The organism is Streptomyces sp. JJ36 (assembly GCF_021696945.1).
Lineage (GTDB): Bacteria > Actinomycetota > Actinomycetes > Streptomycetales > Streptomycetaceae > Streptomyces.
Genome location: NZ_JACYHE010000006.1, coordinates 52,241 through 77,478 on the forward strand (window position 1 = coordinate 52,241; position 25,238 = coordinate 77,478).

Here is a 25,238-nt window from a genome sequence, read left to right on the forward strand (position 1 = left end):
GGTGCGGCCTGCGGGCGTGCGGCCGCAGGCCGCGTACGGCCGTAGACTGCCCCGGGTGAACACCGCCCCGGACCCCCTGCTCGGCCCCGCCGACGTGCGCGAACTGGCCGCCGCGCTCGGCGTGCGCCCCACCAAGCAGCGGGGGCAGAACTTCGTCATCGACGCCAACACGGTGCGCCGCATCGTCCGCACCGCCGGGGTCCGGCCGGACGACGCGGTGGTCGAGATCGGCCCCGGGCTGGGCTCGCTCACCCTCGGTCTGCTGGAGGCCGCGAACCGGGTCACCGCCATCGAGATCGACGACGTGCTGGCCGCCGCCCTCCCGGCGACCGTCGCGGCCCGCCTGCCGTCCCGTGCCGACCGCTTCGCCCTGGTCCACGCGGACGCCCTGCACGTACGGGAGCTGCCGGACCCGCCGCCGACCGCGCTGGTCGCCAACCTCCCCTACAACGTGGCCGTTCCGGTGCTGCTGCACATGCTGGCGACCTTCCCCGGGATCGAACGGACCCTGGTGATGGTCCAGTCGGAGGTCGCCGACCGGCTCGCGGCGCCGCCCGGGTCCAAGGTGTACGGGGTGCCGTCGGTGAAGGCCGCCTGGTACTGCACGGTGAAGCGGGCGGGCGCCATCGGGCGCAACGTCTTCTGGCCGGCCCCCAACGTGGACTCCGGGCTGGTCTCCCTCGTACGGCACGAACCACCGCGGACCAGCGCCTCCCGCGCGGAGGTCTTCGCCGTGGTGGACGCGGCGTTCGCCCAGCGCCGGAAGACGCTGCGGGCCGCGCTGGCCGGCCGGGCCGGGTCCGGTGCGGCGGCCGAGGCGGCACTGGTCGCCGCCGGGGTGGACCCGCGGGCGCGCGGGGAGTCGCTGACCGTCGAGCAGTTCGCCGCCGTCGCCGAGCATCTGCCGCACCGGCACGACCCGCGAAAGGAGAACGCCGCGTGACCGCAGCACGCGACCCGTACGACCACGACCGGGAGGGCCGGGGCCCGGACGACCGGGGCCGGGACGACCGGGAGGGGCCGCACGACCGGGGGGCCGGCACGGGAGACCACGAAACGGGAGACCACGCGGACGGCGGCCCGGCTCCGGACAGCCGGGGCGGCGCGCCGGGCGGGCCGGGCGCCGGCGACTCCGTCACGGTGCGGGTGCCCGCCAAGGTGAACGTGCAGCTCGCCGTCGGCGGACTTCGCCCGGACGGCTTCCACGACCTCGCCAACGTCTTCCTCGCCGTCGGCCTGTACGACGAGGTGACCGCCACGCCGTCCGCCACCCTGCGGCTCACCGCCTCCGGCGAGGACGCCCACCGCATCCCGCTGGACGAGGACAACCTCGCCGCCCGCGCCGCCCGCGCCCTCGCCGCACACCACCGGCTCGGCGACCTCCCTGTCCACCTGCACATCACCAAGGACATCCCGGTCGCCGGCGGCATGGCGGGCGGCAGCGCCGACGCCGCGGGGGCGCTGCTCGCCTGCGACACCCTCTGGGGCACCCGCACGCCGCACGACGAACTGCTCGCCCTCTGCGCCGACCTCGGCTCGGACGTGCCCTTCAGCCTGGTCGGCGGCACCGCCCTGGGCCGCGGCCGGGGCGAGCGGCTCACCCCGCTGCCGACCGGCGGCACCTTCCACTGGGTGTTCGCCGTCGCCGAGGGCGGCCTCTCCACACCGGACGTCTACCGCGAGTGCGACCGGCTCCGCGAGGAGGCCGGTACGGGCGCCACCGCAGCCGACGTGCCCACGCCCGAGCCCGCGCCGGCCCTGCTGGACGCGCTGCGCACCGGCGACCCGGCCGCCCTCGCCCCCGCCCTGGCCAACGACCTCCAGCCCGCCGCCCTGTCGCTGCGCCCCTCCCTCGCCGCCACCCTCACCACCGGAACCTCCGCGGGCGCCCTCGCGGGGCTCGTCTCGGGCTCCGGCCCGACGTGCGCGTTCCTCGCCGCGGACGCCGAATCGGCCGCACGGATCGCCGACGCCCTGCGCTCCTCCGGCACCTGCCGCACGGCCCGCACCACCCAGGGCCCGGCTCACGGGGCGACCCTGGTGTAGGCGGCGTATGCGGTGCGGTCGGTCTACGGGCCGGAGAGGGCCCGGCGCAGCCCGAGGTTGCCGCTCATCAGGCCGCCGTCCACAGGCAGCGTGACACCGGTGACCCAGGCCGCGTCGGCCGAGGCGAGATAGGCCACCGCGGCCGCGACGTCCGCCGGACGCCCGACCCGCCCGAGCGGGTACTCGTGTGCGGCCCGCTCCAACGACTCCTCCCGCCCTGCCCAGTTGGGCGTCTGCACGGTCCCGGGCGCGACCAGGTTGACCCGTACGCCCCGGGGTGCCGCATGACCGGCGAGGGTGCGGGTCAGGGAGGCGAGACCGGCCTTGGCGGCGCTGTAGGAATGGTTGCCGAAATCGGCCAGGCCGTTGACGGAGCCGATGTGGACGATCGCGCCACGCCCCTCCGCCGCGGAGAGGTGCGGCAGGGCCGCGCGGGCACAGCGGAAGGCACCGGTGAGCGTGATGTCCAGGTCCCGTTCCCACGCCTCGTCGGACTCGTCCTCGAACAGTTCGGCGTCCGGCAGGCACGAGTAGGCGTTGCCGATCAGCACGTCCAGGCCCCCGCCCCACTCCGCGGCACGGGCCACGGCCGCCTCCACGGCCGCGCGGTCGCCGACGTCGCAGGCACACGCCTCGGCCGTACCGCCCGCCGCCCGCACCGCCGCGTCCGCACGTACGCCGGCCGCCGCGCGCCCGGCACGGTCCCCGTCCACGTCCGTCACCAGCACCCGGGCTCCCTCGGCCGCCAGTCGCCGGGCGACGGCCTCCCCGATGCCCCGTCCGGCCCCGGTCACCAGGGCTGTGTGTCCTTCGAATCGCCGCATCACGCCAGCGTATGCGGAGACGGGCAGGAGGATGCCGGGGGCCGCAGGGCCGTGGCCGACCTGACGGAGGCGCGGGGACGGCAAGGGGCTCCGCGAGCTGACGGCGCGTGCCGGGTGCGGCTTCTTGCTGGTCGGGGTCACTGCGTGGCGGGCTACGGGGGGAGGGGTGGTGGGTGGCGGGCTCGTTCATGTTGCTGGTGGCGGGTGGCGTGGTCGGCTGGGGTTCACCCGCCTGTGACGGGGCCGGGCGGCGGGGCGGCCGGTAGCCGGTGAGGGGGTGCCCTGGCGGGCTGCTGCCGCGCTGTGGTTCCGGTTTCGTCTTCTCGCTCCGCTCGTTGCACGTGTGTGGCACTGCGGGGTCCGGCTGCGGGCCGTTCCGGAGCGGGGGTACGCCCGGCCTCCAGTCGGTAGGCCGGGCGGGCCCTGGGCTGCGGCCCGGCGGGCTCCGGGCTTCCGCCGCGCGACCCGGGCCGGTGAGGGCCGGCTTCCGGCGCGCGGCCTCCGGCCCAGGGCTCTGCTGCTCGCCCTGCGGGGCCCGCGCCCCGGCCTGGGGGCCGGGTCTGCGCCCGGAAAGACCCCGGAGACCCCGGGCCGTAAGGGCCACCGGTGGGCAGCACCCCTGACAAGTTCCGGACGATCATGTACTGGTCCACGCTTTTGACAAAAATCGGCCCAGATTTGTCCATAGCGTGGACCAGTACAAGATCACGACGCGGGATGGGGCTCCGGCGGCCCCAATCGGCCGCGCGGGCACGCGGATGCGCCCCGCCCAGCAACCGCCCGCACCCCCACCGGGCTCGACCCGCCCCACCGAGCCCCGCCACGACCCGGGCCGCGCACCCCCACTCCGGAACGGCCCGCAGCCGAACCCCGCAGTGCCACGCACGAGACACGAGCGGAGCGAGAAGACGAAACCGCAGCCACCGCGCGGCAGCAGCCCGCCACGGCAACCCCCTCACCGGCCGACCGGCCAGACATGCGGCCGAACCCCGTCGCAGGCGGGTTGACCCCAGCCGACCACGCCACCCGCGCCAGCAGCCTGAACGAGCCCGGCACCCACCACCCCTCCCCCCGTAGCCCGCCACGCAGTGACCGCACCCACCAAGCCAGCCCGCGCCGGGCCACATCCGGCCGGCCCCGGGCCGCGCCCCCGCCGGCCCGTTCGCCGCAGCCCCCGACCGGCCGGGCATCGGCCCGGCCCCCCGACTACCCCGTCGCCCCCAGGTCGCGCAGGGCGGTCCGCAGGGCGCGGACCAGGGCCTGGGGGCGGGGATCGGAGGTGACCGATTGCTGCATGCCGTTGGTGACGTAGGCGAAGGCGGTGCCCGTGTCCGGGTCGGCGAAGGCGAGGGACCCGCCGCGGCCGGGGTGACCGAAGGAACCGGGCCCGAGCATGGGCGAGGACGCGTCGTGCAGCATGTAGCCGAGGCCGAAGCGGGTGCCGACGAGCAGCACGCGGTCCGGCCCGTGCGACTCCTGGGCCCGCGCCTGGGCCAGCGTGGCCGGGGTGAAGAGGCACCGGGCCGCCGGCGCGGCGCCCACGCCCCCCGCAGCCGCATCCGCGCCCGCCCCGACACCCGCACCCGCGCCCGGGGGCTCCTCCTCCAGGTCGCCGATGAGCGCCGCGTAGAAGCGGGAGAGCGCGCGGGCGGTGGCGACGCCGCCGGAGGCGGCGAGTTCGGCGGCGTGGTAGGCCGGGTCGTTCTCGTCGGGCAGCGGCTCGACGGCGCCGAAGGCGCGCCGGGTCAGGGAGCCGGGGTCCCGCCACGCGTCGGCGACGTGCTGCTTGGCCCGGACGCGGAGGCCGGCCGCGGCCGGACGGGGCGGGGCGGCGATCCCGGTGAGCGGGGCGATGCGGGGCTCCGCCGCGGGCGGCGTGCCGAGCCACAGGTCGAGCCCGAGGGGCCCGGTGACCTCCTCGGCGAGCCAGCGGCCGAGGGTGCGGCCGGTGACGCGCAGGACGAGCTCGCCGAGCAGCCAACTGTACGTCTGGGCGTGGTAGCCGTGGGTGGTGCCGGGCTCCCAGGCGGGCGCCTGGGCGGTCATCGCCGCCGGGCCGCTGGCCCCGTCGAGGGCCTCGGCGGGGGTGAGCGGCCGGTCGAGCACGGGCAGCCCGGCACGGTGCGAGAGGAGCTGGCGCACCAGGACCCGCTCCTTGCCCTGTGCCTTGAACTCCGGCCAGTACGTGCCGACCGGGGCGTCGAGGTCGAGCGTGCCGCGCTGGTGGAGGAGGTGCGGGACGGCGGCGGCGACACCCTTGGTGGCGGAGCGTACGACCACGGCGGTGCCCGCCTCCCAGGGCGCGCCCGCCGGCCCGTCCCCCGCGTCGCCGGGCCGGCCCTCCACCCGGCCTGCCGCGCCGGCCGCCGCCCGGCCCCCCGGCCCGCCCCGCGCGCGTGGGGCGCTGCGGGTGCCGCCCCACAGGTCGACGACCTTCCGTCCGTGCCGGTGCACGGTGACGGCCGCACCGAGGTCGCCGCGCTCGGCGAAGTTCCGTACGAACGCGTCCCGGACCGGTTCGAACCCGTCCGCCACCGTGCCCTGGACGTCCACCACGGGTGCTCGCTCCTGTCTGTTCCTGTCCGGCTGCCCGGATCGCTCTCGTTCCGTGCGTCGTGTGGTTCCCATGGTGCACGCCCGGCGCGCACCGACACGCGCGCGGGAAGGAGCACTGACCGTGATGCGGTGTTCGTCGGTAATGTCTCGACGTGTTTCCCGGCACGGTGCGTGGTACTCACCGCGCTGGATCCCCGCGAGCGCCCGCTGGGAGGCGACCATGGAAGCCCGGATCACCCTGCGGGTGGACGGCGAGGAACGGTCCGTCACGTTGGACACCCGCACCACGCTGCTCGACGCGTTGCGCGACCGGATGGAGGTGACCTCGCCCAAGAAGGGCTGCGACCACGGCCAGTGCGGCGCCTGCACGGTGCTGCTGGACGGCCGCCGCCAGCTCGCCTGTCTGGCGCTCGCCGTGGCGCACGACGGCGCCGAGGTGACCACCGCCGCCGGGCTGGCCCGGGACGGCGAACCGCACCCGGTGCAGCAGGCGTTCCTCGACGAGGACGGCTTCCAGTGCGGCTACTGCACCCCGGGCCAGGTCTGCTCGGCCGTCGGCATGCTCCAGGAGGCCGCGGCGGGCGCCCCCAGCCATGCCACCGCGGACCTCACGGCGCGGGTCACCCCGGGCGCCCTGGACGACGACGAGCTCCGGGAGCGGATGAGCGGCAACCTGTGCCGCTGCGGCGCCTACGTGAACATCCTCGCGGCCCTCCGCGGACGCGCGGGAGAGGCGGTCTCGTGATCCCCTTCGACTACCGCCGCGCCGCGGACCCGGCCGAGGCCGTCGCCACCGTGGCCGGCCGCCCGGACGCCGTGTTCCTCGGCGGCGGCACCAATCTGGTGGACCATCTGAAGCTGGGCGTCGCCGCGCCGGGGCTGCTGGTGGACGTCTCCCGGCTGCCGCTGGACGAGGTGACCCGGACGGCGGACGGCGGGCTGCACATCGGCGCCGCCGTGCGGAACAGCGATCTCGCCGCCCACCCGGAGGTACGGGAGCAGTACCCGGTGCTGGCGCGGGCGCTGCTCGCGGGCGCCTCCGGGCAGCTGAGGAACACCGCGACCACGGCGGGCAACCTGCTGCAGCGCACCCGGTGCCCGTACTTCCAGGACGTGACGACGCCCTGCAACAAACGGGAGCCCGGCACCGGCTGTACGGCGCTGGGCGGGTGGACCCGCAGCCACGCGGTGCTGGGCGCCTCCCCGCACTGCATCGCCGTGCATCCCTCGGACCTGGCGGTGGCGCTGCTGGCGCTGGATGCCGTGGTGCACACGAGGGGTCCGGACGGGGAGCGGTCGCTGCCGCTGGACGAGCTGTACCGGCTGCCCGGGGACGCGCCGGAGCGGGACACCGTGCTGGCGCACGGCGAGCTGATCACGGCGGTGGAGCTGCCGCCGCCCGGGCCGCGCACCCGGCGCTCCGGCTACCGCAAGGTGCGGGACCGGGCCTCGTACGCGTTCGCGCTGGTGTCCGTCGCGGCGGCGCTGGACCTGGACGCGGCGGGCGGCACCGTACGGGAGGTGCGGCTGGCGCTGGGCGGCGTCGCGCACCGGCCGTGGCGGGCCGCGCGGGCCGAGGAGGCGCTGCACGGCGCGCCGGCGACCGAGGACGCCTTCCGCGCGGCCGCCGAGGCGGAGCTGGCGGAGGCCGAGCCGCAGGACGGCAACGCCTTCAAGGTGCCGCTGGCCCGCAACACCCTCGTCGCGGTGCTCCGCGATCTCACCGAGGGCCCGGGCGGGGCCCCCAGCACGGCCGAGGAGGCACGATGACGACCCTGCGGCACCAGGCCGTCGGCGCCCCGCTGCCCCGCGTGGAGGGGCCGGAGAAGGTGGCGGGGACGGCACGCTACGCCTGGGAGCAGCCCGCCTCCGAGCTGCCCGACCCGCTCTACGTCCACCCGTTGCAGGCCACCGTCGCCCGGGGCCGGGTGACCGCGGTGCACACCGCGGAGGCGGCCGCGACGGACGGGGTGGTGACCGTGCTGACGCACCGTGAGGCGGCCCGGCTGCCGGACCTGGACGGGGAGCAGGACGGCGAGCTGGCGGTGCTGCAGTCGGACCGGGTGGCCTTCCGCGGGCAGTTCGTGGGGGCCGTGGTGGCGGCGACCCCGGAGACCGCCCGGCACGCGGCCGACCTGGTCGCCGTGGAGTACGCGGAGGAGCCGCACGAGACCGAGCTGCGCGCCGACGCGGAGGCCCTCTACACCCCCGAGACGGTCAACCCCGCCTTCGCCCCGGAGACCGAGGAAGGCGACGTGGACGGGGCGCTGGCCGCGGCGCCGGTGTCGGTGGACGTCACGTACACCACGCCGATGCAGCACAACAACCCGATGGAGCCGCACACCACGGTGGCGCTGTGGAACCCGGACCCGGACGCTCCGGCGGTGCTCACCCTGTACGCCTCGACGCAGGGCGCGCACACCGTACGCAGCACCCTGGCACCGCTGTTCGGGCTGCGCCCGGACCAGGTCCGGGTGATCTCGCCGCACGTCGGCGGCGGCTTCGGGTCGAAGGGCATGCCGCACGCGCACGACGTGCTGGCGGGGCTGTGCGCGCAGGCGGTGCCGGGGCGGCCGGTGAAGCTGGCACTCACCCGGCAGCAGATGTTCCCGCTGGCCGGGCACCGGACCCCCACCATCCAGCGGCTGCGGCTGGGCGCCGACGCGGAGGGGCGGCTGACCGCGCTCTCCCACGAGGCGGTGGAGCGCACCGCGCGGATCAAGGAGTTCGCGGAGCAGACGGCGACCGGCAGCCGCATGATGTACGCGGCGCCGAACCGCCGCACGGGCCACCGGGTGGCGGCGCTCGACGTCCCGGTGCCGTCCTGGATGCGGGCACCGGGCGAGGCGCCCGGCATCTTCGCGCTGGAGGCGGCGATGGACGAGCTGGCGGTCGCCTGCGGTCTGGACCCGATCGAGCTGCGGGTGCGGAACGACCCGCCGGAGGACCCGGAGTCGGGGCGGCCGTGGTCCGGCCGCCGTCTGGTGGAGTGCCTGCGGGACGGTGCCCGCCGTTTCGGCTGGGAGGAGCGCGGGCCGGCGCCCGGGACCCGCCGGGAGGGGCGGGAGCGGATCGGCCTCGGGGTGGCCGCGTCGACGTACCCCTACTACGTCGCCCGCGGCTCGGAGGCGCTGGTGCGCCACGAGGGCGAGGGGCGCTACCGGGTGCACATCGGTGCCGCGGACATCGGCACCGGGAGCTGGACGGCGCTGACCCAGATCGCGGCGGACGCGCTGGACGTGCCGGTGGAGTCGGTGGCGGTGGAGCTCGGCGACTCGGCGCTGCCGCCCGCGACGGTGGCCGGCGGCTCCTCCGGGACGGCGTCCTGGGGCTCGGCGATCGTGGCGGCGGTGCGCGCGCTGCGCGAGGAACACGGCCACGAGCCGCCGCCGGGCGCGGAGGCCCGCGCGGGCACCCCGCGGAACCCGGAGCTGAAGCAGTACGCGCTGCACTCCTTCGGCGCGATGTTCGCCGAGGCGCGGGTCGACATGGACACCGGGGAGGTGCGGGTCCCGCGCATGCTCGGGGTCTTCTCGGTGGGCCGGATCGTCAACCCGCGGACGGCCCGCTCGCAGCTCGTCGGCGGCATGACGATGGGGCTGTCCATGGCGCTGCACGAGGAGGGCGTGCTCGACCCGCGCACCGGCCATGTGGTCAATCACGACCTGGCGGACTATCACGTGCCCACGCACGCGGACGTCGGGGAGATCGAGGCGATCTGGCTGAGCGAGGAGGACGCGCACGCCAACCCGATGGGGCTGCGGGGCATCGGCGAGATCGGGATCGTGGGGTCGCCGGCGGCGGTGGTGAACGCGGTGTACGACGCGACCGGCGTGCGGGTGCGCGACCTGCCGCTCACCCCGGACAAGCTGCTGGGCGCCTGAACCCTCCGGGCAGGGCACGCGCCCGAGCCCGGGGCACGGACAGGCGAGGGCCCGCGGGTGCGACCCGCGGGTGTCCCTCGTGGGTCACGCCGCCCGCGGGTCGAAGCCGAAGGGGAGCTCCAGCCGGTGCTCCCGCATCAGCGGCTCGTCGCAGAGCAGGTCGCGGGTGGCGCCGTCGGCGGCGATCACCCCCTCGCTGAGCACGACCGAGCGCGGGCAGAGCTGGAGCGCGTACGGCAGGTCGTGGGTGACCATCAGCACCGTGACGTCCAGGTCCCGGAGGATGTCGGCGAGTTCCCGGCGGGAGGCCGGGTCCAGGTTGGAGGACGGCTCGTCCAGCACCAGGATCTCCGGGCGCATCGCCAGCACGGTGGCGACCGCGACCCGGCGCCGCTGGCCGAAGGAGAGGTGGTGCGGCGGCCGGTCGGCGTACTTCGCCATGCCGACCCGGCGCAGCGCCTCCTGCACCCGCTGCTCCAGCTCGGCGCCGCGCAGGCCGGCCGTGGCGGGCCCGAAGGCGACGTCCTCCCGGACGGTGGGCAGGAAGAGCTGGTCGTCCGGGTCCTGGAAGACGATGCCGACGCGGCGCCGGATCTCCGCGAGGTGCTCCCGGGCCACCGGCAGGCCGGCCACCGTGACGCTGCCGGCGCCGGCCGTGAGGATGCCGTTGAGGTGCAGGACGAGCGTGGTCTTGCCCGCGCCGTTGGGACCGAGCAGGGCGACGCGCTCGCCGCGGCGCACGGTCAGGTCGACGCCGAAGAGCGCCTGGTGGCCGTCCGGGTAGGCGTAGGCGAGCCCGCGCACGTCGAGGGAGGGCGGGGCGCCGCCGGGCCCGGTGGCGGGCATGGCGGCCGGGTGGCCGTGGGCGTGCTGGTCGGCGGAGTGCTGGTCGGCTGTCATCGCAGGGCCCATCCTGCCAGGCAGACGACCAGGGCCGTGGCCGGGAGCAGCGCCGTACGGATCCACTGGGCGCGGCCGGCGGGCTGCGCGTCGAGCACCGGCATGGTGCCCGTGTAGCCGCGGCTCAGCATCGCCAGATGCACCCGTTCGCCCCGCTCGTAGGCGCGGATGAAGAGCGCTCCGGCGGACTTGGCGAGGACGCCCCAGTGGCGGGGACCGCGGGCCTCGAAGCCCCGGGAGAGGCGGGCGAGGCGCATCCGGCGCATCTCGTCGGCGATGACGTCGCCGTAGCGGATCATGAAGGAGGCGATCTGGACGAGCTGTGCCGGGAGCCGGAGGCGCTGCAACCCCAGCAGCAGGTCGCGGATCTCGGTGGTGGTGGCCAGCAGCACGGAGGCGGCGACACCGAGGGTGCCCTTGGCCAGGACGTTCCAGGCACCCCAGAGGCCGGACTCGGAGAGGGAGAGCCCGAGCCACTCGGTGCGGGGGCCCTCGGCGACGAAGGGCAGCAGGACGGCGAAGGCGACGAACGGCACCTCGATCAGCATGCGGGTCAGCAGGTGGCCCGGCGGGACCCGGGCCACCGCGGCGACGCCCGTGAGCAGCAGGGCGTACACCCCGAAGGCCCACATCGCCTCACGCGGGGTGGAGACGACCACGAGGACGAAGCCGAGCACCGCGACCAGCTTGCAGTGCGGCGGCAGCAGGTGCACCGGCGAGCTGCCGTGCCGGTGCAGCAGGTGGGCGTGGCCCGCGCCCACCTCAGGGTCCGTCCGTGCGGGTGGTGTCCGGGCGGGTGGCTTCGCGGCTGGTCCCCGTGCGGGCGTGCCCGCCGGGCTCGCCGGCCTGCGCCGGCGGCCCGGCAGGCCGTCCGCTCCGCCCCTCGTCCGGAGCGGTCCGTGCGGCACCGTCTGCGGGGGCGGAAGCACCCGCGGGGGAAGTGCCCAGGGCCGGAGTGCCCGCGGTGGCCGCGCGGCGGCGGCGCACGGCGAGGAACATGCCGCTGCCGGCAGCGAGCGTCGCGCCGACGCCGAGGACGCCCGCGAGGCCGCCGGAGAGCCGGGCGTTCGCGATGTCCTCGACGCCGTAGTCGGCCAGCGGGGAGCCGGCCAGGTCGTGCTCCTCGGCCTGTTCGTCGATGCCGTGGTCGGCGGCGACCTTCTCCAGGCCGTCGGGATCGGCGGAGGCGTAGTAGCTGACTCCGCCGGCGCAGACCAGGGTGACGGCCAGCCCGGCGAGCCAGACCCGCCGCGTGGCGCGCGGGGCGGCGGTGGCCGGCTGCGGGACGGTCCCGCTCGGCTCCTTCGCGCGCGGGGTGCCCGCGGTGTCCTGCACGCCCGCCCTCTCCGGCGTGTCCGTCGCGTCCGGACGGTCCGCGGCGTCCGGCCCACCCGTACGGGCCGCGGCGGCGGGGGCCTCCCCGGCGGCCGGGGCGGGGGTCCCGGCGGTGTCGCGGGCCGCGGCGGAGGCACCGGGGGCCGCCGGGGCGGCGGGGATCGCGGGGGCGGTGACGCGGAGGGCGAGCGGCGCGGTCAGCCCGCGGGCGCCGTACACCAGGTCGGGCCGGACGGAGAGCACGGCGCCGACGGTGAGGGCGGTGATCACGCCCTCGCCGATGCCGATGAGGAAGTGGACCCCGGCCATGGCGCCCAGCACCGTGCCGAGCGCGACGTCGGCGGTGCCGCCCAGGGCGTAGAGGAAGGTGAAGGCGGCCGCCGCGACGGGGACGGACACCAGCGCGGAGACGAACGCGGCGCCCGTGACGGAGCGCCGGGTGCGGGGCAGCGCCCGCACCAGGAGGCGGAAGAGGCCGTACGCGACGGGCACACCGACCACGCCCATGGTGGTGATGTTCACCCCGAGGGCGGTGAGGCCGCCGTCCGCGAAGAGCACCGCCTGCATCAGCAGCACCACGGATATGCAGAGCACGCCGGTGTACGGGCCGACGAGGATCGCGGCGAGCGCACCGCCGAGGAGGTGTCCGCTGGTCCCGGCGGCGACCGGGAAGTTCAGCATCTGCACGGCGAAGACGAAGGCCGCGACCAGTCCGGCGAGCGGCGCCGTCCGCTCCCCGCCCGGGGCGCCGGCCGGGCCGTCGCCCGCGAGCTCACTCCGGGCGCCGCGCAGCGAGACGGCGACGGCGCCCGCGGCGACGGCACCGGCCGCCACGGACACCGGGGCGTTGATGAATCCGTCCGGGACGTGCATGGCGGTCCCCGCTTCCTCGGATCGACTGCTGACCTGGGCAACCGTTCGATGATAGTGCCTACCTGCAAGGAGCTTGCAAGAGAGAGTCACGGGCACCGGAGGTGCGGCACGGGGACGCACGCCCCCCGGGGCCGGTTGTGGCGGAGGTCACGTGGCATATGCCGTGACTCGCGCCCCGGACGGTGCGTCTGACTGACCAGGGAGCGTGGAACACAGGGGCGGGACATCCTCCCTGCCCGCTGCCGCCCCCCACCGGCTCGCCGAGCGCATCGTCAGGAGCAGACGTTGACCGCAGTCATCGACCACACCGTGCAGATCCGGCTCCTCACCCGGACGGGAGCTGCGCGCCGCCTGACGGCCACCCTGCGCTACCGGCCGCAGGACCCGCTCGCGGTCCGGGTCCTCTTCCCCGCGGAGGCGTCGCTGGACGGCGCCGAGGCGCCCTGGGTCTTCGCGCGCGAGCTGCTGCACGCCGGCCTCAGCGGCGCCGCCGGCACCGGCGACGTACGGCTCTGGCCCTGCGGCCGCCGCCAGGTGATGCTGGAGCTGCACACACCGGAGGGCGTGGCCCTGGTCGAGCTGGACACCGGTGACGTACGCCGCTTCCTGCGCGCCGCCTACGCCTGCGTACCGCGGGGAGCCGAGCGGACCGGCGCCCCGCTGGAGCGCTGCCTGGACGAGCTGCTGCGGGGGGTCAGCGGGTGAGACACGAGGAACTCCCCCTCCCGTCCCCCCGTTTCGCCCCCGCGGTCCCCGAGTCCCGGGTCGGCGGCGACCTGCACGCGGTGTGCGACTCGCCGTACGGGCTGCGGGTGCTGATCGGCGACGTACGCGGCAAGGGCGCGACGGCGGCCGGCGGGGCGGACGCGCTGCTGGCGGGCTTCCGCACGGCGGCCCGGAGCGCCGCCACGCTGCCCGGGGTCGTGAACGCGCTGGAGGACACCATGGCCCGGTACGCCGCCGCGCGGCAGGACGGCGTCGCCGAGGAGGACTTCGCCTCGGCGGTGGTCGCCGAGTTCACGGCGGACGGGAGGACGCTGCGACTGCTCAACCACGCCCACCCGGCGCCCTTTCTGCTGCGTCCCGGCTCGGTGCAGGCGCTGGAGCCGGTGCGGCCCGGGCTGCCGCTGGGGCTGGGCGCTCTGGGCCCGGCGGGCCGCCCGCCGGAGCCGCTGACCGTGCCCTTCCCCGCGGACGGCACGCTGCTGCTGCTCACCGACGGCACGACGGAGGCCCGGGACGCGGACGGCGCCTTCTACGACCCGCTGCCGCGGCTGGCGCGGCACGGCGGAGCGGCGCCGGAGGATCTGGTCCGGCTGCTCCGCCGGGAGGTACGGGACCACACCGCCGGGCGGCTCGCGGCGGGCCGGGCGCGGACGCCGGACGACATGGCGGTGCTGGCGGTGCGCCCGCACCGCACCACGGCCGGCGTCACGGCCCCCGCGCCGGTCTCCGCCCCGGTGGCCTGCGGACCCTGCGCCTGACCGGCGGACGCCGGCGGGGCGGGCCCGGACGGGTGACGCGCTCGGCCCCGGGGCCCCGGGGCCGGCTCCGGGCATGGAGGGGCCGTGCCGGCGGGGCCCGGACACGCCGACGCCCCGGCCGCCGTGACGGCCGGGGCGTTCGTGGCGTTCGTGGCACAGAGGAGCGCAGGGCACCGGCCGCCCGGCCCGCCCCGGGGGGCGGGGCGGGCGGCCGCGGGCTCAGACCCCGGAGGTCTCGTGCTCCCGCTGCCGGGGCGGCGCGACCTCCTCGCCGGATCCGCCGGCGAGCTGCTCCCGCAGCTTCTCGCCCTCGACGTCCACGTTCGGCAGTACCCGGTCCAGCCAGCGCGGCAGCCACCACGCCTTCTCCCCGAGGAGCGCCAGCACCGCCGGCACGATCGCCATGCGGACGATGAAGGCGTCGAAGAGGATCGCCACGGCGAGCCCGAAGCCCATCATCTTGATCATGGAGTCGGACGCCCCGATGAACCCGGCGAAGACGCTGATCATGATGACGGCCGCGGCGGTGACCACCCGGGCGCCCAGCTTGAAGCCGGAGACGATGGCCTGGCCGGGGCTCTCCCCGTGCACGTAGGCCTCGCGCATCCGGGTCACCAGGAAGACCTCGTAGTCCATCGCCAGGCCGAAGATCACGCCGACCATGAAGATCGGCATCATGCTCATGATCGGCCCGGTCTGCTCGACGCCGAGCAGCCCGGCGGCCCAGCCCCACTGGAAGACCGCGACCACCGCACCCAGCGCGGCAAGCACCGAGAGCAGGAAGCCGAGCGCGGCCTTGAGCGGCACCAGGACCGAGCGGAAGACGAGCATCAGCAGCACGAAGGCGAGCCCGACGACCAGCGACAGATAGGGCACCAGCGCGTCGTTCATCACCTGCGAGAAGTCGATGTTGACCGCCGTCGCGCCGGTGACCAGCAGCGCGGCGCCCGTCTTCGCCTCGATGTCGTCGGCCTGGTCGCGGATGTTCTGGACGATGTCCTCGGTCTCCGCGTCGCTGGGACCGGTCTTCGGGATGGCCGTGATGGTGGCCGTGTCCCCGCTCTTGTTGAAGGTGGGCGGGGAGACCGCGACCACGCCGTCCAGCCCCTGCAGCTCCTTGCGGACCGCGGACGCGGCGGCCTTCGGGTCGTCGGCGTCCGCGGCGTCGACGACGGTCATCAGCGGGCCGTTGAAGCCGGGGCCGAAGGCCTCGGAGAGGATGTCGTACGCCTTGCGCTGGGTGGTGTCGGTGGGCTGGTTACCCTCGTCCGGCAGGCCCAGGGTCATGCTGGAGACCGGCACCGCGACGGCCCCGAGCCCGAGGATGGCGGTGACCAGCACCGCCACCGGGCGGCGCAGCACGAAACCGGCCCAGCGGGTGCCGCCGTTGGGCTTCTCCGCAGCCGCGGCGGCGCTGGGGGCGCCGGTCTCCGGGTTGGCCTTGCGCACCTTGCGCCCGAAGATCCGCTTGCCGACCATGCCGAGCGCGGCCGGCACCAGCGTGATCGCGACGAGCACGGCGATCACCACGGTGGCCGCGGCGGCCAGACCCATCTTGGTGAGGATCGGGATGTTCACGATGGAGAGCCCGGCCAGGGCGATCACCACGGTGAGGCCGGCGAAGACCACGGCGGAGCCGGCGGTGCCCACCGCCCGGCCCGCGGCCTCCTCGCGCTCCCGGCCCTCCATCAGCTCGGCCCGGTAGCGGGAGGCGATGAAGAGCGCGTAGTCGATGCCGACGGCGAGGCCGATCATCATGGCGAGGGTGCTGGTGGTCGCGGAGAGTCCCAGCGTCGCGCCGAGCGCGGCGATGCCGGAGATGCCGATGGAGACCCCTATCAGCGCCGTGATCAGCGGCAGCCCGGCGGCGACCAGCGAACCGAAGGTGAGGATCAGCACCACCGCGGCCACGCCGATGCCGATGATCTCGCCGTGACCCATGTCGGGCTCGACGAAGAGGGCGTCACCGCCGGTCTCCACGGTGATCCCGGCCTCGCGGCCGGTCTCCGCCGCGTCCCGGATCCGCTCCCGGGTCTCGTCGGTGATCTCCATGGCCGGGACCTTGTAGGTCACCGTGGCGTAGGCGGTCTGCCCCTTCTTGCCGACGGCGCCGCTCTGCGGGGCGAAGGGGTCGGAGACGGCGGCCGTCTGCTCGCCCTGGACCTCCTCCAGGACCTCCTCGACGGCGGCGCGGTTGTCGGTGGCGGTGATCTTCTCGCCGTTCGGCGCCTGGAAGACCATACGGGCCGTCGCGCTGTCGGCGTTGGCCTCGGGGAAGCGCTCCTCCAGCATGTCGAAGGCCTCCTGGGCCTCCGTGCCGGGCAGCGCGAAGTCGTCGTCGGGTGGTGCGGAGGCGGTGGAGGCGCCCGCCCCCACGGCCACCAGCAGCGCCACCCACACCAGGGCGACGATACGGCGGCGCCGGAAGGCGAGTCTGCCGAGCTTGTACAGGAATGTGGCCACGAGGGAGGTTCTCCGGTCTGGGATCGGGGTGCCATGACAGTCTGTGTCAAAAGACGCCCGCTCTTACAACCAGGGGTGAGCCGGACCCGGAAATGAGACCCGGATCACAACTTGCCGCTCCGTGGCCACCCGGAAGAATGGGAGAGATGAGTGAGGACGGCGTCTATCTCCGGTTCCCCCACCTTCACGGCGGCCTGCTGTGCTTCGTCGCCGAGGACGACCTCTGGGTGGCCCCGCTGGTCCCGGCGGGCGAGCAGCCCGGCCGCGCCTGGCGGCTCACCGTCGACCGCGCCCGGCTGGGACACCCGCGCTTCTCGCCCGACGGACGGCAGCTCGCCTACACCTGCTGGCGCAGCCTGGACCCGGAGATCCACCTGGTCCCCGTCTCCGGCGGCCCGGCCCGGCGGCTCACTTACTGGGGCGCGACGGACACCCGGGTCTGCGGCTGGACGCCGCCGGACTCCGCGGGCCGCAGCGACCTGCTCGCCGTCGCCTCGCACGGCCAGCCCTTCTCGCACTTCACCTGGGCCTACCGGCTCGGCACGGACGGCGGCCCGGGCACCCGGCTCCCCTGGGGACCGGTCGCCCACATCGCGTTCGGCGCGCCGGACGGCGACGGCCCCGGCCACCACACGCTGCTGCTCACCGGGACACCGCCGCACGAGCCGGCCGCCTGGAAGCGCTACCGCGGCGGTGCGACCGGCCGGCTGTGGCTGGACGACGAGCCGCTGCTGCCGGAGGTGGACGGGCATCTGGACTGCCCGATGTTCGTCGGCGACCGGATCGCCTTCCTCTCCGACCACGAGGGCGTGGGGAACCTCTACTCCTGCCGGCCCGACGGCGGCGACCTGCGCCGGCACACCGACCACGCGGACTTCTACGCCCGGCACGCGGCCACCGACGGCACCCGGGTCGTCTACCAGTGCGCGGGCGAGCTGTGGCTCGCCGACGACCTCTCCCCCACGGGCACCCCGCGCCGCCTCACCGTGCACCTGGGCGGCCCCCGGGCCGGCCGCCGCCGCTACCAGGTCCCGGCGTACGCGAACATCGACTCGCTGGCCGCCGACCACACCGGGCGGGCCAGCGCGGTCTGCGTCCGCGGCAGCCTCTACTGGCTCACCCACCGCGACGGCCCCGCCCGCTCCCTCCGGGACGTGCCGGGCGCACGGGTACGGCTGCCGGAGATGCTCGGCGACACCGGCCGGATCGCCTACGTCACGGACGCCGACGGCGAGGACGCCCTGGAGATCGCGGACCTGCCGCGGGCCAGCCGCCCGGAGTCCCCGCGGCGGCTCGCCTCCGGCCTGCTCGGCCGGGTGCGGGAGCTGGTGGCCGCCCCGGACGGCGAGACGGTGGCCGTGGCCGCACGCGACGGGCGGCTGCTCCTCGTCGACGTACGGCCGGAGGCGGACGTACCGCCGGAGGAGCCCGGCGGGCCGGCCGCCCCGCACGCGGCGGCGGCCGAGGGCGGGGCGGCACCGGAGCCGCAGGCGGCGCCGGAGCGGCCGCGCGGGCCGCGGCACCGGGTCACCGAGCTGATCCGGTCGGCCAACGGCCCGGTGCGGGACCTGGCGTTCTCCCCCGACTCCCGCTGGCTCGCCTGGGCCCACCCCGGCATCGGGCGCTCGCTGACCCGGATCAAGCTGGCGCGGCCGGACGCCCCCGGGGAGGTGCTGGACGTCACCGACGGGCGCTTCGAGGACGAGCAGCCGGCGTTCACCCGGGACGGCCGCTATCTCGCCTTCCTCTCCTGGCGCGGCTTCGACCCGGTCTACGACGTGCACACCGGCGACCTCTCCTTCCCGCTGGGCTGCCGCCCGCACCTGGTGCCGCTGTCCTCGGCGACGCTCTCGCCGTTCGCACTCACCCCGGAGGGGCGGCCCGCGGCCGGCGGGCTGGACCCGCAGGACCACGGCGCGGAGTCCGGCACCGTCCTGGTGGAGGCCGAGGGGCTGCAGAGCCGGGTCACGCCGTTCCCGGTGACCGCGTCCAAGTACGCGGCGCTGCGGCCGGTGTACGGCGGCGGGCTGGTGTGGCTCCGCTACCCCGTCTCCGGCGTGCTCGGCGAGACCTTCGTCAACCCCGCCGACACCTCGGGCCGCCCCACCCTGGAACACTTCGACCTGGTGCGGGGGAAGCGGACGGAGCTCACCGGCCTGGTCGACTGGTTCTCGGTGAGCGGCGACGGCTCCCGGCTGGTCGTCGCCGACGAGGGCGATCTGCGGGTGATCCCGGCGTACGAGCTCGGGGACGCCGAGTCGACGGCCTTCGTCGACCTGCGGCGCATCATGCACCACGCGGACCCGGCCGCCGAGTGGCGGCAGGCGTTCGAGGAGGCCGGGCGGCTGATCCGCGACCACTTCTGGGACCCGGGCATGTGCGGGATCGACTGGGAGGCGGTGCTGGACCAGTACCGGCCGCTGGTCGAACGGGTCGCCGCGCCGGACGAGTTCGCGGACCTGCTGCGCGAGGTGCTGGGCGAGCTGGGCACCTCGCACGCCTACGTGGCCCCGGCCCGGCGCAACGAGGGCCCGTCGCACTACCAGCGCCCCATCGGCCTGCTGGGCGCCAACTTCACCCGCACCGAGGCGGGCGAGTGGCAGGTCGCCCGCATCCTGCCGGGCGACTCCTCGGACTCCAAGGCGCGGTCCCCGCTGGCCGGCTCGGGCATCCGGGAGGGTGCCACGCTCACCCATGTCGACGGGCGCCCGGTGGACCCGGTGACCGGCCCGTGGCCGCTGCTGACGGCGGCCGGCGGCACCACCGTCGAGCTGACCTTCTCCCGCCCGGACCCCGAGCGCCCGCCGCGCCGGGTCGCCGTGGTGCCGCTCGTCGACGAACGCCCGCTGCGCTACCAGGACTGGGTGACGCGCCGCCGGGAGGTCGTGCGGGAGCTGAGCGGCGGCCGCTGCGGCTATCTCCACATCCCCGACATGGGCGGCTCCGGCTGGGCGCAGTTCAACCGCGACCTGCGCCGGGAGGTCGCGCTGCCCGCGCTGCTGGTGGACGTGCGGGGCAACGCGGGCGGCCACATCAGCGAGCTGGTGATGGAGAAGCTGACCCGGGCGCTCCTGGGCTGGGACCTCACCCGGGACGCGCAGCCCGTCAGCTATCCGAGCAACGCACCGCGGGGACCGGTCGTCGCCGTGACCGACGCGGCGACCTCCTCGGACGGCGACATGATCACCGCAGCCTTCCGGCTGCTCGGGCTCGGCCCGGTGGTCGGCGGCCGCACCTGGGGCGGGGTGGTCGGCATGACGGGACGGCACCGGCTGGTGGACGGGACGGTCATCACGGTGCCGATGAACGCGGCCTGGTTCGACGCGTACGGCTGGTCGGTGGAGAACCACGGCGTGGAGCCGGACATCGAGGCGCACCGCTCCCCCCGGGACTGGGCCGAGGGCCGGCACACCGTGCTGCGGGCGGCCGTACGGACCGCGCTGGAGCTGCTGGACCGGCATCCGGCGGCGACGCCCCCGGACCACCGCGCCGTGCCGGACCGGCGGCGCCCGCCGCTGCCGCCCCGCGGCGGCGCCGGGTGACGCGGGGCGCCGGGACATGACGCCGGGTGCCCCGGGGCGGCGGGACGCCGGCCGCGTCGTGCCGAGTGAGGCCCCGGACCCGGGGCCGGAGGGCCCCGGACCCGGGGCCGGAGGGCCCCGGACCCCGCGGACCCCGCGGGCCTCGGCCGGGGCCTCCGGCCGTGCCCGCTCTCGCCGGCCCGCCCGCAGCACCCGGGAACCGGGCCCCGTCCGGCCCGGAAGCCTCTCGGCCGTCGCAGGGCGCGCCGCGCGCCCCCGCAGCGCCGGAGGGGCCGCCACCCACGTCCGACGTGCGGGTGTATACCCGTCATGCCACGCTTGTCCTGTTCTCCCTCCCCCGCACACCTTGGAGCGACCATGAGCACGGGTGACGAGCACCAGGACGACCTGTCGAGCCTCGAGGAGGAGGCGCGGCAACGCTACGGCCGCCGGGAGCAGGGGTCCCGGGAGGGCATGAGCGACGAGGAGCGGAGGGCCGGGCGCCGCGCCGGGCGCGGCCCGGAGCCCGGTGAGACGCCGGAGAGCCGCCGCCGGTCCGGCCGGGACGAGATGACCCCGGACGAGATGGACGAGTGGGCCGAGGGCGACGAGTTCCGCGGCTGAGCCCGCGACAACGCACCCCATGCCGCACCGAGGCCCGAGGCGCCCCGCCGCCGCGCACGCGCGGCCCTCGGCAGCGGCCTCGTCCAGGCGGCGGGCCGGGGGGGGCAGGGGCGCGCCCGCGCGACGGCCGGGGCGGGGGACGAGCGGCAGCAGTCGGCGACCGGCCCCGCGGCCTGGTCGCTTGCAGACCGGTACGCGCCCGGGGGTCTCCCATGGTCACCGGGCGGTTTCGCTGCGTGTGCAGGACGGATGCCGGGACGCCTGCCGGCGGGCTATGCTGAGGCCCTGTCAACTCGCGATCCGGCGCGGATCGCGCGTCTCGGGGGAATGGTGTGAGCACCGCCTACGTACCGCAGCAGCCGCAGTCGTCCGGGCAGGTGGCGGCGGGGGCGCCGGTGTCCCCGGCGCACGCCAGCGAGGCCACCCGCCTGCTGTGCGCCGGTACCTATCTGGACGCCGGCTACCGCGACCGCGTCATCGAGGAACTGCACCTCAACGAACAGCGGATCGTCGCGCCCTCGCTCGGCTACGACGCCGCCCGCGTTCTCGCGCACGCCTTGCGGGCCCGCCGGCAGGAGATCGCCTGGGCCGCCGCGCTCCTCGGCATGTGGCTCGTGGGCTCGGGCCTGACCGGCGGTCTGCTGGCCCTCTTCTTCGGGGCCGCCGTCCAGCTCTCCGTCGCGTCCTGGGTCCGCGGCAGCGCCGCACGGCCGCCGGTATGGCGACGCGTTCCCGCATTCCTGCTGCGCTGGTGGGGCCGGGTCTACTTCGCGGTGCTGCTCGCCGGCACCGTCGCCGCCGCGTTCGGCGAGGGTCGTGACGCCTCCTCCGGCGACTCCGCAGTCACCGGGCTGCTGCTCGGCCCCGTCCGGGCGCTTGCCGCGGAGATCGAGCCCTGGCAGGCCTGGGCCGCCTTCGTCATGTTCGGGCTGATCGCGCTGTGCGTGGCCGGCCGACGCGGCCAGTTCGCCCGCTCCCTGGATGCCGAACTCTCCCCGCAGCGCTTCCCGCACGCTGCGGGCGACCCGGCGGAGGCGGCAGGCGGAGCGCGGTTCCAGCGGCTGAAGGACCGCATCCGCACCGAGCAGCACGCACCGCTGATCATGTACCACGAGGCGCGGCCGTTCTGCGGCGCCGGCGCGGCGTACGAAACCTGGGTGCTCACCGTCGAACTGCGGCCCGACAGCGACAAGAAGCAGCAGCCGCTCAGCAACCGGGCCGTCCTGGAGAAGATCCGCCCGCTGCTGGAACGGCTGCGGCTGCCCGCCGAACTCGCGGGCGGAGCCGTGCGGGACCGGCTGCGCTGGCTGGAGATCGACGAGTGCGTCTTCCTGCCGGCCGAGGGGCTGCGGCGGCGCGAGGACGCCCCGTACCACTCGCAGGCGTTCGAGGAGCACCGGGCGCGCGCGGTGGAGGAGGGCGCGGAGAAGCGTCGGCACTTCCTGCGGGTGCGGGTCGGCGGCTGGGAGGAGGAGCTGGTCGTCACGGTGTTCGTGCGCATCCACACCCAAGGCCGGATGCTCATGCTGGAGGTTGCTCCGCATGTGCTTCTGCCCGTGCGTGAGGACTTCAAGGACGCTGACCGCAAGGCCCACTGGTTCCGGCACAACAACGCACTCGGCAAGACGGCCTGGGCCGTCGCGCGGATACCGCGCTCGGCCGGATCCGCGCTTGCCGTGCTCGGCCGGGCAGCAATGTACTGCTGGCGTGCGGCGACCGGCGGACACGCGGGCGCGCTGCCGGACGGGCCTGAGCTGTCCCTGCGTGAGCTGGGATCCGCCGTGGCGGGTTCGCAGTTCCAGGAGATGGACGCCTCCCGTTACCTGAAGACCATACAGGACCGGATCGCGAACGGAGTGCGGGCTGCACTCGCCGAATCCGGTTACCAGACCGGCGAGTTCGTGCAGAAGGTCGTCAATGTCAGCCAGGGAGCCGTGCACATCGACCGGGTGGAGGGCAGCACCTTCGCCGTCGGCAGCCACGCATCCGCCTCCACCGTCTCCGGTGCCACCGAGCCGCAGAAAGGAACCGACACCGATGTCGACGCATGAGCCGGACGTGACCCTCGGCGACGTCTCCCACAGCACCTTCGCCATCGGCAGCCACGCACGCGCCGAGAGCCACCACGGCGTGCCCCCGCGGGACACCGCGTCCGAGGAGCTACTCGCCGCCGTACGACAACTGCGCAGCGACCTGACGCGGATGCGGGGCACCGACCAGACCGCGGAGCTGGACGCGGAGCTCGCCGAGACCGAGGAGGAGATCACCCGGACCGGTGAGGCCGGGCCGACCCGGCTGCAACGGTTGCGGCAGCTGCTCACCGACTCCGAGGCCCTGGTCAGTCTGGTCGCCTCGGCCGGCACCGTGGCCGGCCTGCTGGGACTGTGAGGGGCACACGATGAGCGGGGGGCGGCGGTACTGGAACGAAGAGACCCAGCGCTGGGAGGACCCTGCGGACGCGGCCCCGGCGGCACCGGTCACGCCACCACCGCCGGGCCGTCCGGGGTACACGCCGACACCGTGGCCGGGTGCGCCCTCCGCGGCGACGGCGTCCGGCACCGGTACGGCCACGGCGGGTACGGAGGCCGGCGCCGGGGCGGGTGCGGAGAGGCGGCCCGGCACGGCGCCGGGGTACACCGCTCCCGACGGCGGCAGGGGCACGCCGACGGATCCGGCCACGAGCGGCCGCCCCGGCCGACGGCTCGTCTGGTCCCTCGTTGCAGGGGTCGCCGTCCTCGGTGTGGCCGTCGGTCTGGTACTCACGCTGGTCGTCGCTGACGGGGAGGGGGAGGGGGAGGAAGAGCAGGACGGCCCGCCGACCGTCGCCGCGACCCCCACCCCGGAACCGGTGCAGGAGCCGTCGGAGTCCGAGTCGCCCGGTGTCTCCGCCGCGCCGTCCGCCACGCCTCCCGAGGGATACGAGGTGTTCGTCGACGACGAGGGGTTCCGGATCGCCGTACCGCAGGGCTGGACACGCAGCGAGGTGGAGTCCGCGTACGGCATGCCCGTGGTCAACTACCGCGATGCCGACGGCTCCCACCGGCTGCAGGTCTTCGAGGTGGCGGAAGCGTCGCCGGCGGCGTCCTTCGAGCTGTTCCTGTCGGAGGAGGAGTTCCAGCCGAAGGGCTTCCGCAAGCTCGCCCTGGAGGAGCTCGATCAGGGCGACTTCGCAGGCTCGCGCCTGGAGTACCTGGCCGACTCCCTCCGGGGGGAGCCCGACCTCGGCACCTGGCACGTCTACGACCTCCGCTTCGTCGCCGCCGACGGCCGCGTGTACGCCCTGGCCGCCTACGGCCCCGACGCCGACGGCCGCGACGACGAACTCGAGCTGGTCACCTACGCCTCGGCCTGGTTCTGCCCTCCCGGCGCCGAGTGCTCCGCACCGCTCCTGCGGTGACCTGAGCCGGAGAGGTCGCCGTACGGTGCACGCCACCCGGGGCCGGGCTTCCGCCGGGGTCGGGCCGAGCGATAGCGCACGACGGAGGCCGCGGGGTCATGCGCCCGGCGCCGACGGGGTGGTCGTCTCCCGACGCAGCGCCCGCAGGACCTCCAGCTCCCGGTCGATGTCCCGCCTCTTGGCCTCGAGCCGCTCGACCTCCTGTGCGAGGAGCTGCTCCATCACCCCGGTGCGCTCCTCGGGCGGTGCCTCCAGGCAGGGAAGCAGCTCGTTGATCGTCGTGCTGTGCAACCCTGCGGCGAAGAGGTGCTGGATCAGCAGGACCCGCTCGACCATCGACGCGTCGAAGTCCCGCCAGCCGCCGGGGGTGCGTGCGGAACGCACCAGCCCCTGCTCCTCGTAGTACCGCAGCGAACGGGGGCTGACGCCCGTGACCGCTGCGAGCTCACCGATGCGCATGCAGACCTCCCGGAACGGACGGCGGACTCCCGAGTCTTGCATCTGACACCGGTGTGAAGTCCCACGGTGGACCGGTCGCACCCCACCGGTCACCGAACAGAAGGACCGCCGATGCACTGGCTCCATCTCTCCGTCGCCGTCGTCTTCGAGATCACGGTCGCCCTCGCGGCCGGCAAGGCCGAAGGCTTCCGGAACCGCACCTGGACCCTGGTGACGCTGCTCAGCGGCGCCACCGCGACCTTCTTCCTCAGCAGGGCGCTGCTGACCTTCGACGTCGGAGTCGGCTACGCCCTCTGGACGTCCGTCGCCGGCATCGGCATCACCGTGCTCGGAGCGCTGCTCTTCGGCCAGCGCCTGGACTGGCGCAAGGCCCTCGGCATCGCCGTCGTCATCACCGGCGTCGTCGGCCTCCAGCTCAGCGGCGCCGCCTGAGACCCGCCTCGACTCCACCCGCGAAAGGACGCACCCACGTGCCCGACTCTCCTCACCGCACCGCTCACGCCTGGCTCATGCTCCTCCTCGCCGGAGCCTTCGAGGTCGGCTACGCGCTCTCCGTCGGCGGGAGCCGCGGCTTCACCCGCCTGTGGTGGTCGCTGGTCGCCGCCCTCTTCTTCCTCCTGACGCTCTACGCCCTGAGCGTCGCGCTCCGCACCATCGAGGTGGGGACCGGCTACGCCGTCTGGGCGGGGATCGGTGCCGTGGGCGCGGCGCTGCTCGGTCCCGTCTTCTTCGCCGAGACGCTCACTCCCGTACGGGCCTGGTGGCTGGGCGTCATCATCGCCGGGGTCGTGTGGCTCAAGCTCGCCGACCGGCCGCGGGACGCCCCGGAACCCGCCGGCAGGCCGGGAGACCGGGCCACGGCGACGTGAGCC

At 75.6% G+C, this 25,238-nt stretch carries 21 protein-coding genes; 14 read left to right on the forward strand and 7 right to left on the reverse strand.

From position 1 onward, the window contains the following. Positions 1-55: 55 nt before the first annotated feature. Together rsmA and HOY81_RS04055 are read left to right on the forward strand one after the other, a co-directional pair. The gene (gene rsmA, locus HOY81_RS04050) at positions 56-943 is read left to right on the forward strand and encodes a 16S rRNA (adenine(1518)-N(6)/adenine(1519)-N(6))-dimethyltransferase RsmA (protein WP_237318187.1); all 888 of its coding nucleotides are present in this window, start codon (positions 56-58) and stop codon (positions 941-943) included. Between the two features lie 197 nt (positions 944-1,140). Then, complete coding sequence (locus HOY81_RS04055) at positions 1,141-2,046, forward strand: 4-(cytidine 5'-diphospho)-2-C-methyl-D-erythritol kinase (protein ID WP_237318320.1); 906 nt, start codon at positions 1,141-1,143, stop codon at positions 2,044-2,046. Positions 2,047-2,069: 23 nt separating this feature from the next. Here HOY81_RS04055 and HOY81_RS04060 read toward each other — a convergent pair whose 3' ends face one another. Together HOY81_RS04060 and HOY81_RS04065 are read right to left on the reverse strand one after the other, a co-directional pair. Beyond that, positions 2,070-2,870, reverse strand: coding sequence for an SDR family NAD(P)-dependent oxidoreductase (locus HOY81_RS04060; RefSeq protein WP_237318190.1), 801 nt, complete (start codon positions 2,868-2,870; stop codon positions 2,070-2,072). Between the two features lie 1,206 nt (positions 2,871-4,076). After that, positions 4,077-5,426 carry a serine hydrolase domain-containing protein gene (locus HOY81_RS04065; RefSeq protein WP_237318192.1) on the reverse strand — a complete coding sequence of 450 codons (1,350 nt, stop codon included), beginning with the start codon at positions 5,424-5,426 and terminating at the stop codon, positions 4,077-4,079. A 220-nt stretch (positions 5,427-5,646) separates the two neighbouring features. On the opposite strand from HOY81_RS04065, the gene HOY81_RS04070 reads away from it, so the two are divergent. Genes HOY81_RS04070 through HOY81_RS04080 form a run of 3 tightly spaced genes read left to right on the forward strand, consistent with a single transcriptional unit; the run spans position 5,647 to position 9,310 of the window. Beyond that, positions 5,647-6,171, forward strand: coding sequence for a 2Fe-2S iron-sulfur cluster-binding protein (locus HOY81_RS04070; protein ID WP_237318194.1), 525 nt, complete (start codon positions 5,647-5,649; stop codon positions 6,169-6,171). Then, complete coding sequence (locus HOY81_RS04075; RefSeq protein WP_237318196.1) at positions 6,168-7,196, forward strand: xanthine dehydrogenase family protein subunit M; 1,029 nt, start codon at positions 6,168-6,170, stop codon at positions 7,194-7,196. The genes HOY81_RS04070 and HOY81_RS04075 overlap by 4 nt, the downstream gene beginning before the upstream one ends. After that, positions 7,193-9,310 carry a xanthine dehydrogenase family protein molybdopterin-binding subunit gene (locus HOY81_RS04080; RefSeq protein ID WP_237318198.1) on the forward strand — a complete coding sequence of 706 codons (2,118 nt, stop codon included), beginning with the start codon at positions 7,193-7,195 and terminating at the stop codon, positions 9,308-9,310. Before HOY81_RS04075 ends, HOY81_RS04080 begins: the two co-directional genes overlap by 4 nt. Before the next feature lie 84 nt (positions 9,311-9,394). On the opposite strand, the gene HOY81_RS04085 is transcribed toward HOY81_RS04080, so the two are convergent. Genes HOY81_RS04085 through HOY81_RS04095 form a run of 3 tightly spaced genes read right to left on the reverse strand, consistent with a single transcriptional unit; the run spans position 9,395 to position 12,418 of the window. Further along, the gene (locus HOY81_RS04085) at positions 9,395-10,156 is read right to left on the reverse strand and encodes an energy-coupling factor ABC transporter ATP-binding protein (RefSeq protein ID WP_237318321.1); all 762 of its coding nucleotides are present in this window, start codon (positions 10,154-10,156) and stop codon (positions 9,395-9,397) included. Positions 10,157-10,206: 50 nt separating this feature from the next. After that, positions 10,207-10,971: a cobalt ECF transporter T component CbiQ gene (gene cbiQ, locus HOY81_RS04090; RefSeq protein WP_237318200.1), complete on the reverse strand. Its 765-nt coding sequence runs from the start codon at positions 10,969-10,971 to the stop codon at positions 10,207-10,209. Position 10,972: 1 nt separating this feature from the next. After that, the gene (locus HOY81_RS04095) at positions 10,973-12,418 is read right to left on the reverse strand and encodes an energy-coupling factor ABC transporter permease (protein WP_237318203.1); all 1,446 of its coding nucleotides are present in this window, start codon (positions 12,416-12,418) and stop codon (positions 10,973-10,975) included. Positions 12,419-12,703: 285 nt separating this feature from the next. Between HOY81_RS04095 and HOY81_RS04100 the strand changes: the two genes are divergently transcribed. Together HOY81_RS04100 and HOY81_RS04105 are read left to right on the forward strand one after the other, a co-directional pair. Continuing rightward, positions 12,704-13,123 (forward strand): SsgA family sporulation/cell division regulator, encoded by a 420-nt coding sequence (locus HOY81_RS04100; protein ID WP_237318205.1) that lies wholly within the window; start codon positions 12,704-12,706, stop codon positions 13,121-13,123. Further along, positions 13,120-13,902: a SpoIIE family protein phosphatase gene (locus HOY81_RS04105; RefSeq protein WP_237318207.1), complete on the forward strand. Its 783-nt coding sequence runs from the start codon at positions 13,120-13,122 to the stop codon at positions 13,900-13,902. The genes HOY81_RS04100 and HOY81_RS04105 overlap by 4 nt, the downstream gene beginning before the upstream one ends. 219 nt (positions 13,903-14,121) lie before the next feature. Here HOY81_RS04105 and HOY81_RS04110 read toward each other — a convergent pair whose 3' ends face one another. Then, complete coding sequence (locus tag HOY81_RS04110) at positions 14,122-16,365, reverse strand: MMPL family transporter (protein ID WP_237318209.1); 2,244 nt, start codon at positions 16,363-16,365, stop codon at positions 14,122-14,124. Between the two features lie 146 nt (positions 16,366-16,511). Between HOY81_RS04110 and HOY81_RS04115 the strand changes: the two genes are divergently transcribed. From HOY81_RS04115 to HOY81_RS04135, 5 genes are all read left to right on the forward strand, one after another. Continuing rightward, positions 16,512-19,907 carry a S41 family peptidase gene (locus tag HOY81_RS04115; RefSeq protein ID WP_237318211.1) on the forward strand — a complete coding sequence of 1,132 codons (3,396 nt, stop codon included), beginning with the start codon at positions 16,512-16,514 and terminating at the stop codon, positions 19,905-19,907. Positions 19,908-20,264: 357 nt separating this feature from the next. Next, positions 20,265-20,510 carry a hypothetical protein gene (locus HOY81_RS04120; protein ID WP_237318213.1) on the forward strand — a complete coding sequence of 82 codons (246 nt, stop codon included), beginning with the start codon at positions 20,265-20,267 and terminating at the stop codon, positions 20,508-20,510. Between the two features lie 332 nt (positions 20,511-20,842). Continuing rightward, entirely contained in the window at positions 20,843-22,561 is a 1,719-nt protein-coding gene (locus tag HOY81_RS04125) for a hypothetical protein (protein WP_237318215.1), read from the forward strand. Then, on the forward strand, positions 22,548-22,898 hold the full coding sequence (locus tag HOY81_RS04130; RefSeq protein WP_237318217.1) for a hypothetical protein: 351 nt from the start codon (positions 22,548-22,550) through the stop codon (positions 22,896-22,898). The genes HOY81_RS04125 and HOY81_RS04130 overlap by 14 nt, the downstream gene beginning before the upstream one ends. A gap of 352 nt (positions 22,899-23,250) precedes the next feature. Next, a complete protein-coding gene (locus tag HOY81_RS04135) occupies positions 23,251-23,907 on the forward strand; it encodes a hypothetical protein (RefSeq protein ID WP_237318219.1) in 657 nt (218 codons plus the stop codon). 96 nt (positions 23,908-24,003) lie between these two features. On the opposite strand, the gene HOY81_RS04140 is transcribed toward HOY81_RS04135, so the two are convergent. Further along, positions 24,004-24,366, reverse strand: coding sequence for a MerR family transcriptional regulator (locus tag HOY81_RS04140; RefSeq protein ID WP_237318221.1), 363 nt, complete (start codon positions 24,364-24,366; stop codon positions 24,004-24,006). A gap of 111 nt (positions 24,367-24,477) precedes the next feature. Here HOY81_RS04140 and HOY81_RS04145 point away from each other — a divergent pair, with 111 nt between their 5' ends. Further along, the gene (locus HOY81_RS04145) at positions 24,478-24,798 is read left to right on the forward strand and encodes a multidrug efflux SMR transporter (protein WP_237318223.1); all 321 of its coding nucleotides are present in this window, start codon (positions 24,478-24,480) and stop codon (positions 24,796-24,798) included. A 77-nt stretch (positions 24,799-24,875) separates the two neighbouring features. Further along, positions 24,876-25,235, forward strand: a complete 360-nt coding sequence (locus tag HOY81_RS04150) for a multidrug efflux SMR transporter (protein WP_237318323.1) — start codon at positions 24,876-24,878, stop codon at positions 25,233-25,235. Positions 25,236-25,238: the final 3 nt, after the last annotated feature.

Bases quoted from the DNA above. Each gene is read 5' to 3' on its own strand.
- HOY81_RS04085 (WP_237318321.1), bottom strand. From the start codon at position 10,156: ATGCCCGCCACCGGGCCCGGCGGCGCCCCGCCCTCCCTCGACGTGCGC.
- HOY81_RS04130 (WP_237318217.1), top strand. From the start codon at position 22,548: ATGTCGACGCATGAGCCGGACGTGACCCTCGGCGACGTCTCCCACAGC.
- HOY81_RS04150 (WP_237318323.1), top strand. From the start codon at position 24,876: ATGCTCCTCCTCGCCGGAGCCTTCGAGGTCGGCTACGCGCTCTCCGTC.
- HOY81_RS04140 (WP_237318221.1), bottom strand. From the start codon at position 24,366: ATGCGCATCGGTGAGCTCGCAGCGGTCACGGGCGTCAGCCCCCGTTCG.
- HOY81_RS04095 (WP_237318203.1), bottom strand. From the start codon at position 12,418: ATGCACGTCCCGGACGGATTCATCAACGCCCCGGTGTCCGTGGCGGCC.
- HOY81_RS04145 (WP_237318223.1), top strand. From the start codon at position 24,478: ATGCACTGGCTCCATCTCTCCGTCGCCGTCGTCTTCGAGATCACGGTC.
- HOY81_RS04120 (WP_237318213.1), top strand. From the start codon at position 20,265: ATGAGCACGGGTGACGAGCACCAGGACGACCTGTCGAGCCTCGAGGAG.
- HOY81_RS04070 (WP_237318194.1), top strand. From the start codon at position 5,647: ATGGAAGCCCGGATCACCCTGCGGGTGGACGGCGAGGAACGGTCCGTC.
- HOY81_RS04060 (WP_237318190.1), bottom strand. From the start codon at position 2,870: ATGCGGCGATTCGAAGGACACACAGCCCTGGTGACCGGGGCCGGACGG.
- HOY81_RS04115 (WP_237318211.1), top strand. From the start codon at position 16,512: ATGAGTGAGGACGGCGTCTATCTCCGGTTCCCCCACCTTCACGGCGGC.
- HOY81_RS04080 (WP_237318198.1), top strand. From the start codon at position 7,193: ATGACGACCCTGCGGCACCAGGCCGTCGGCGCCCCGCTGCCCCGCGTG.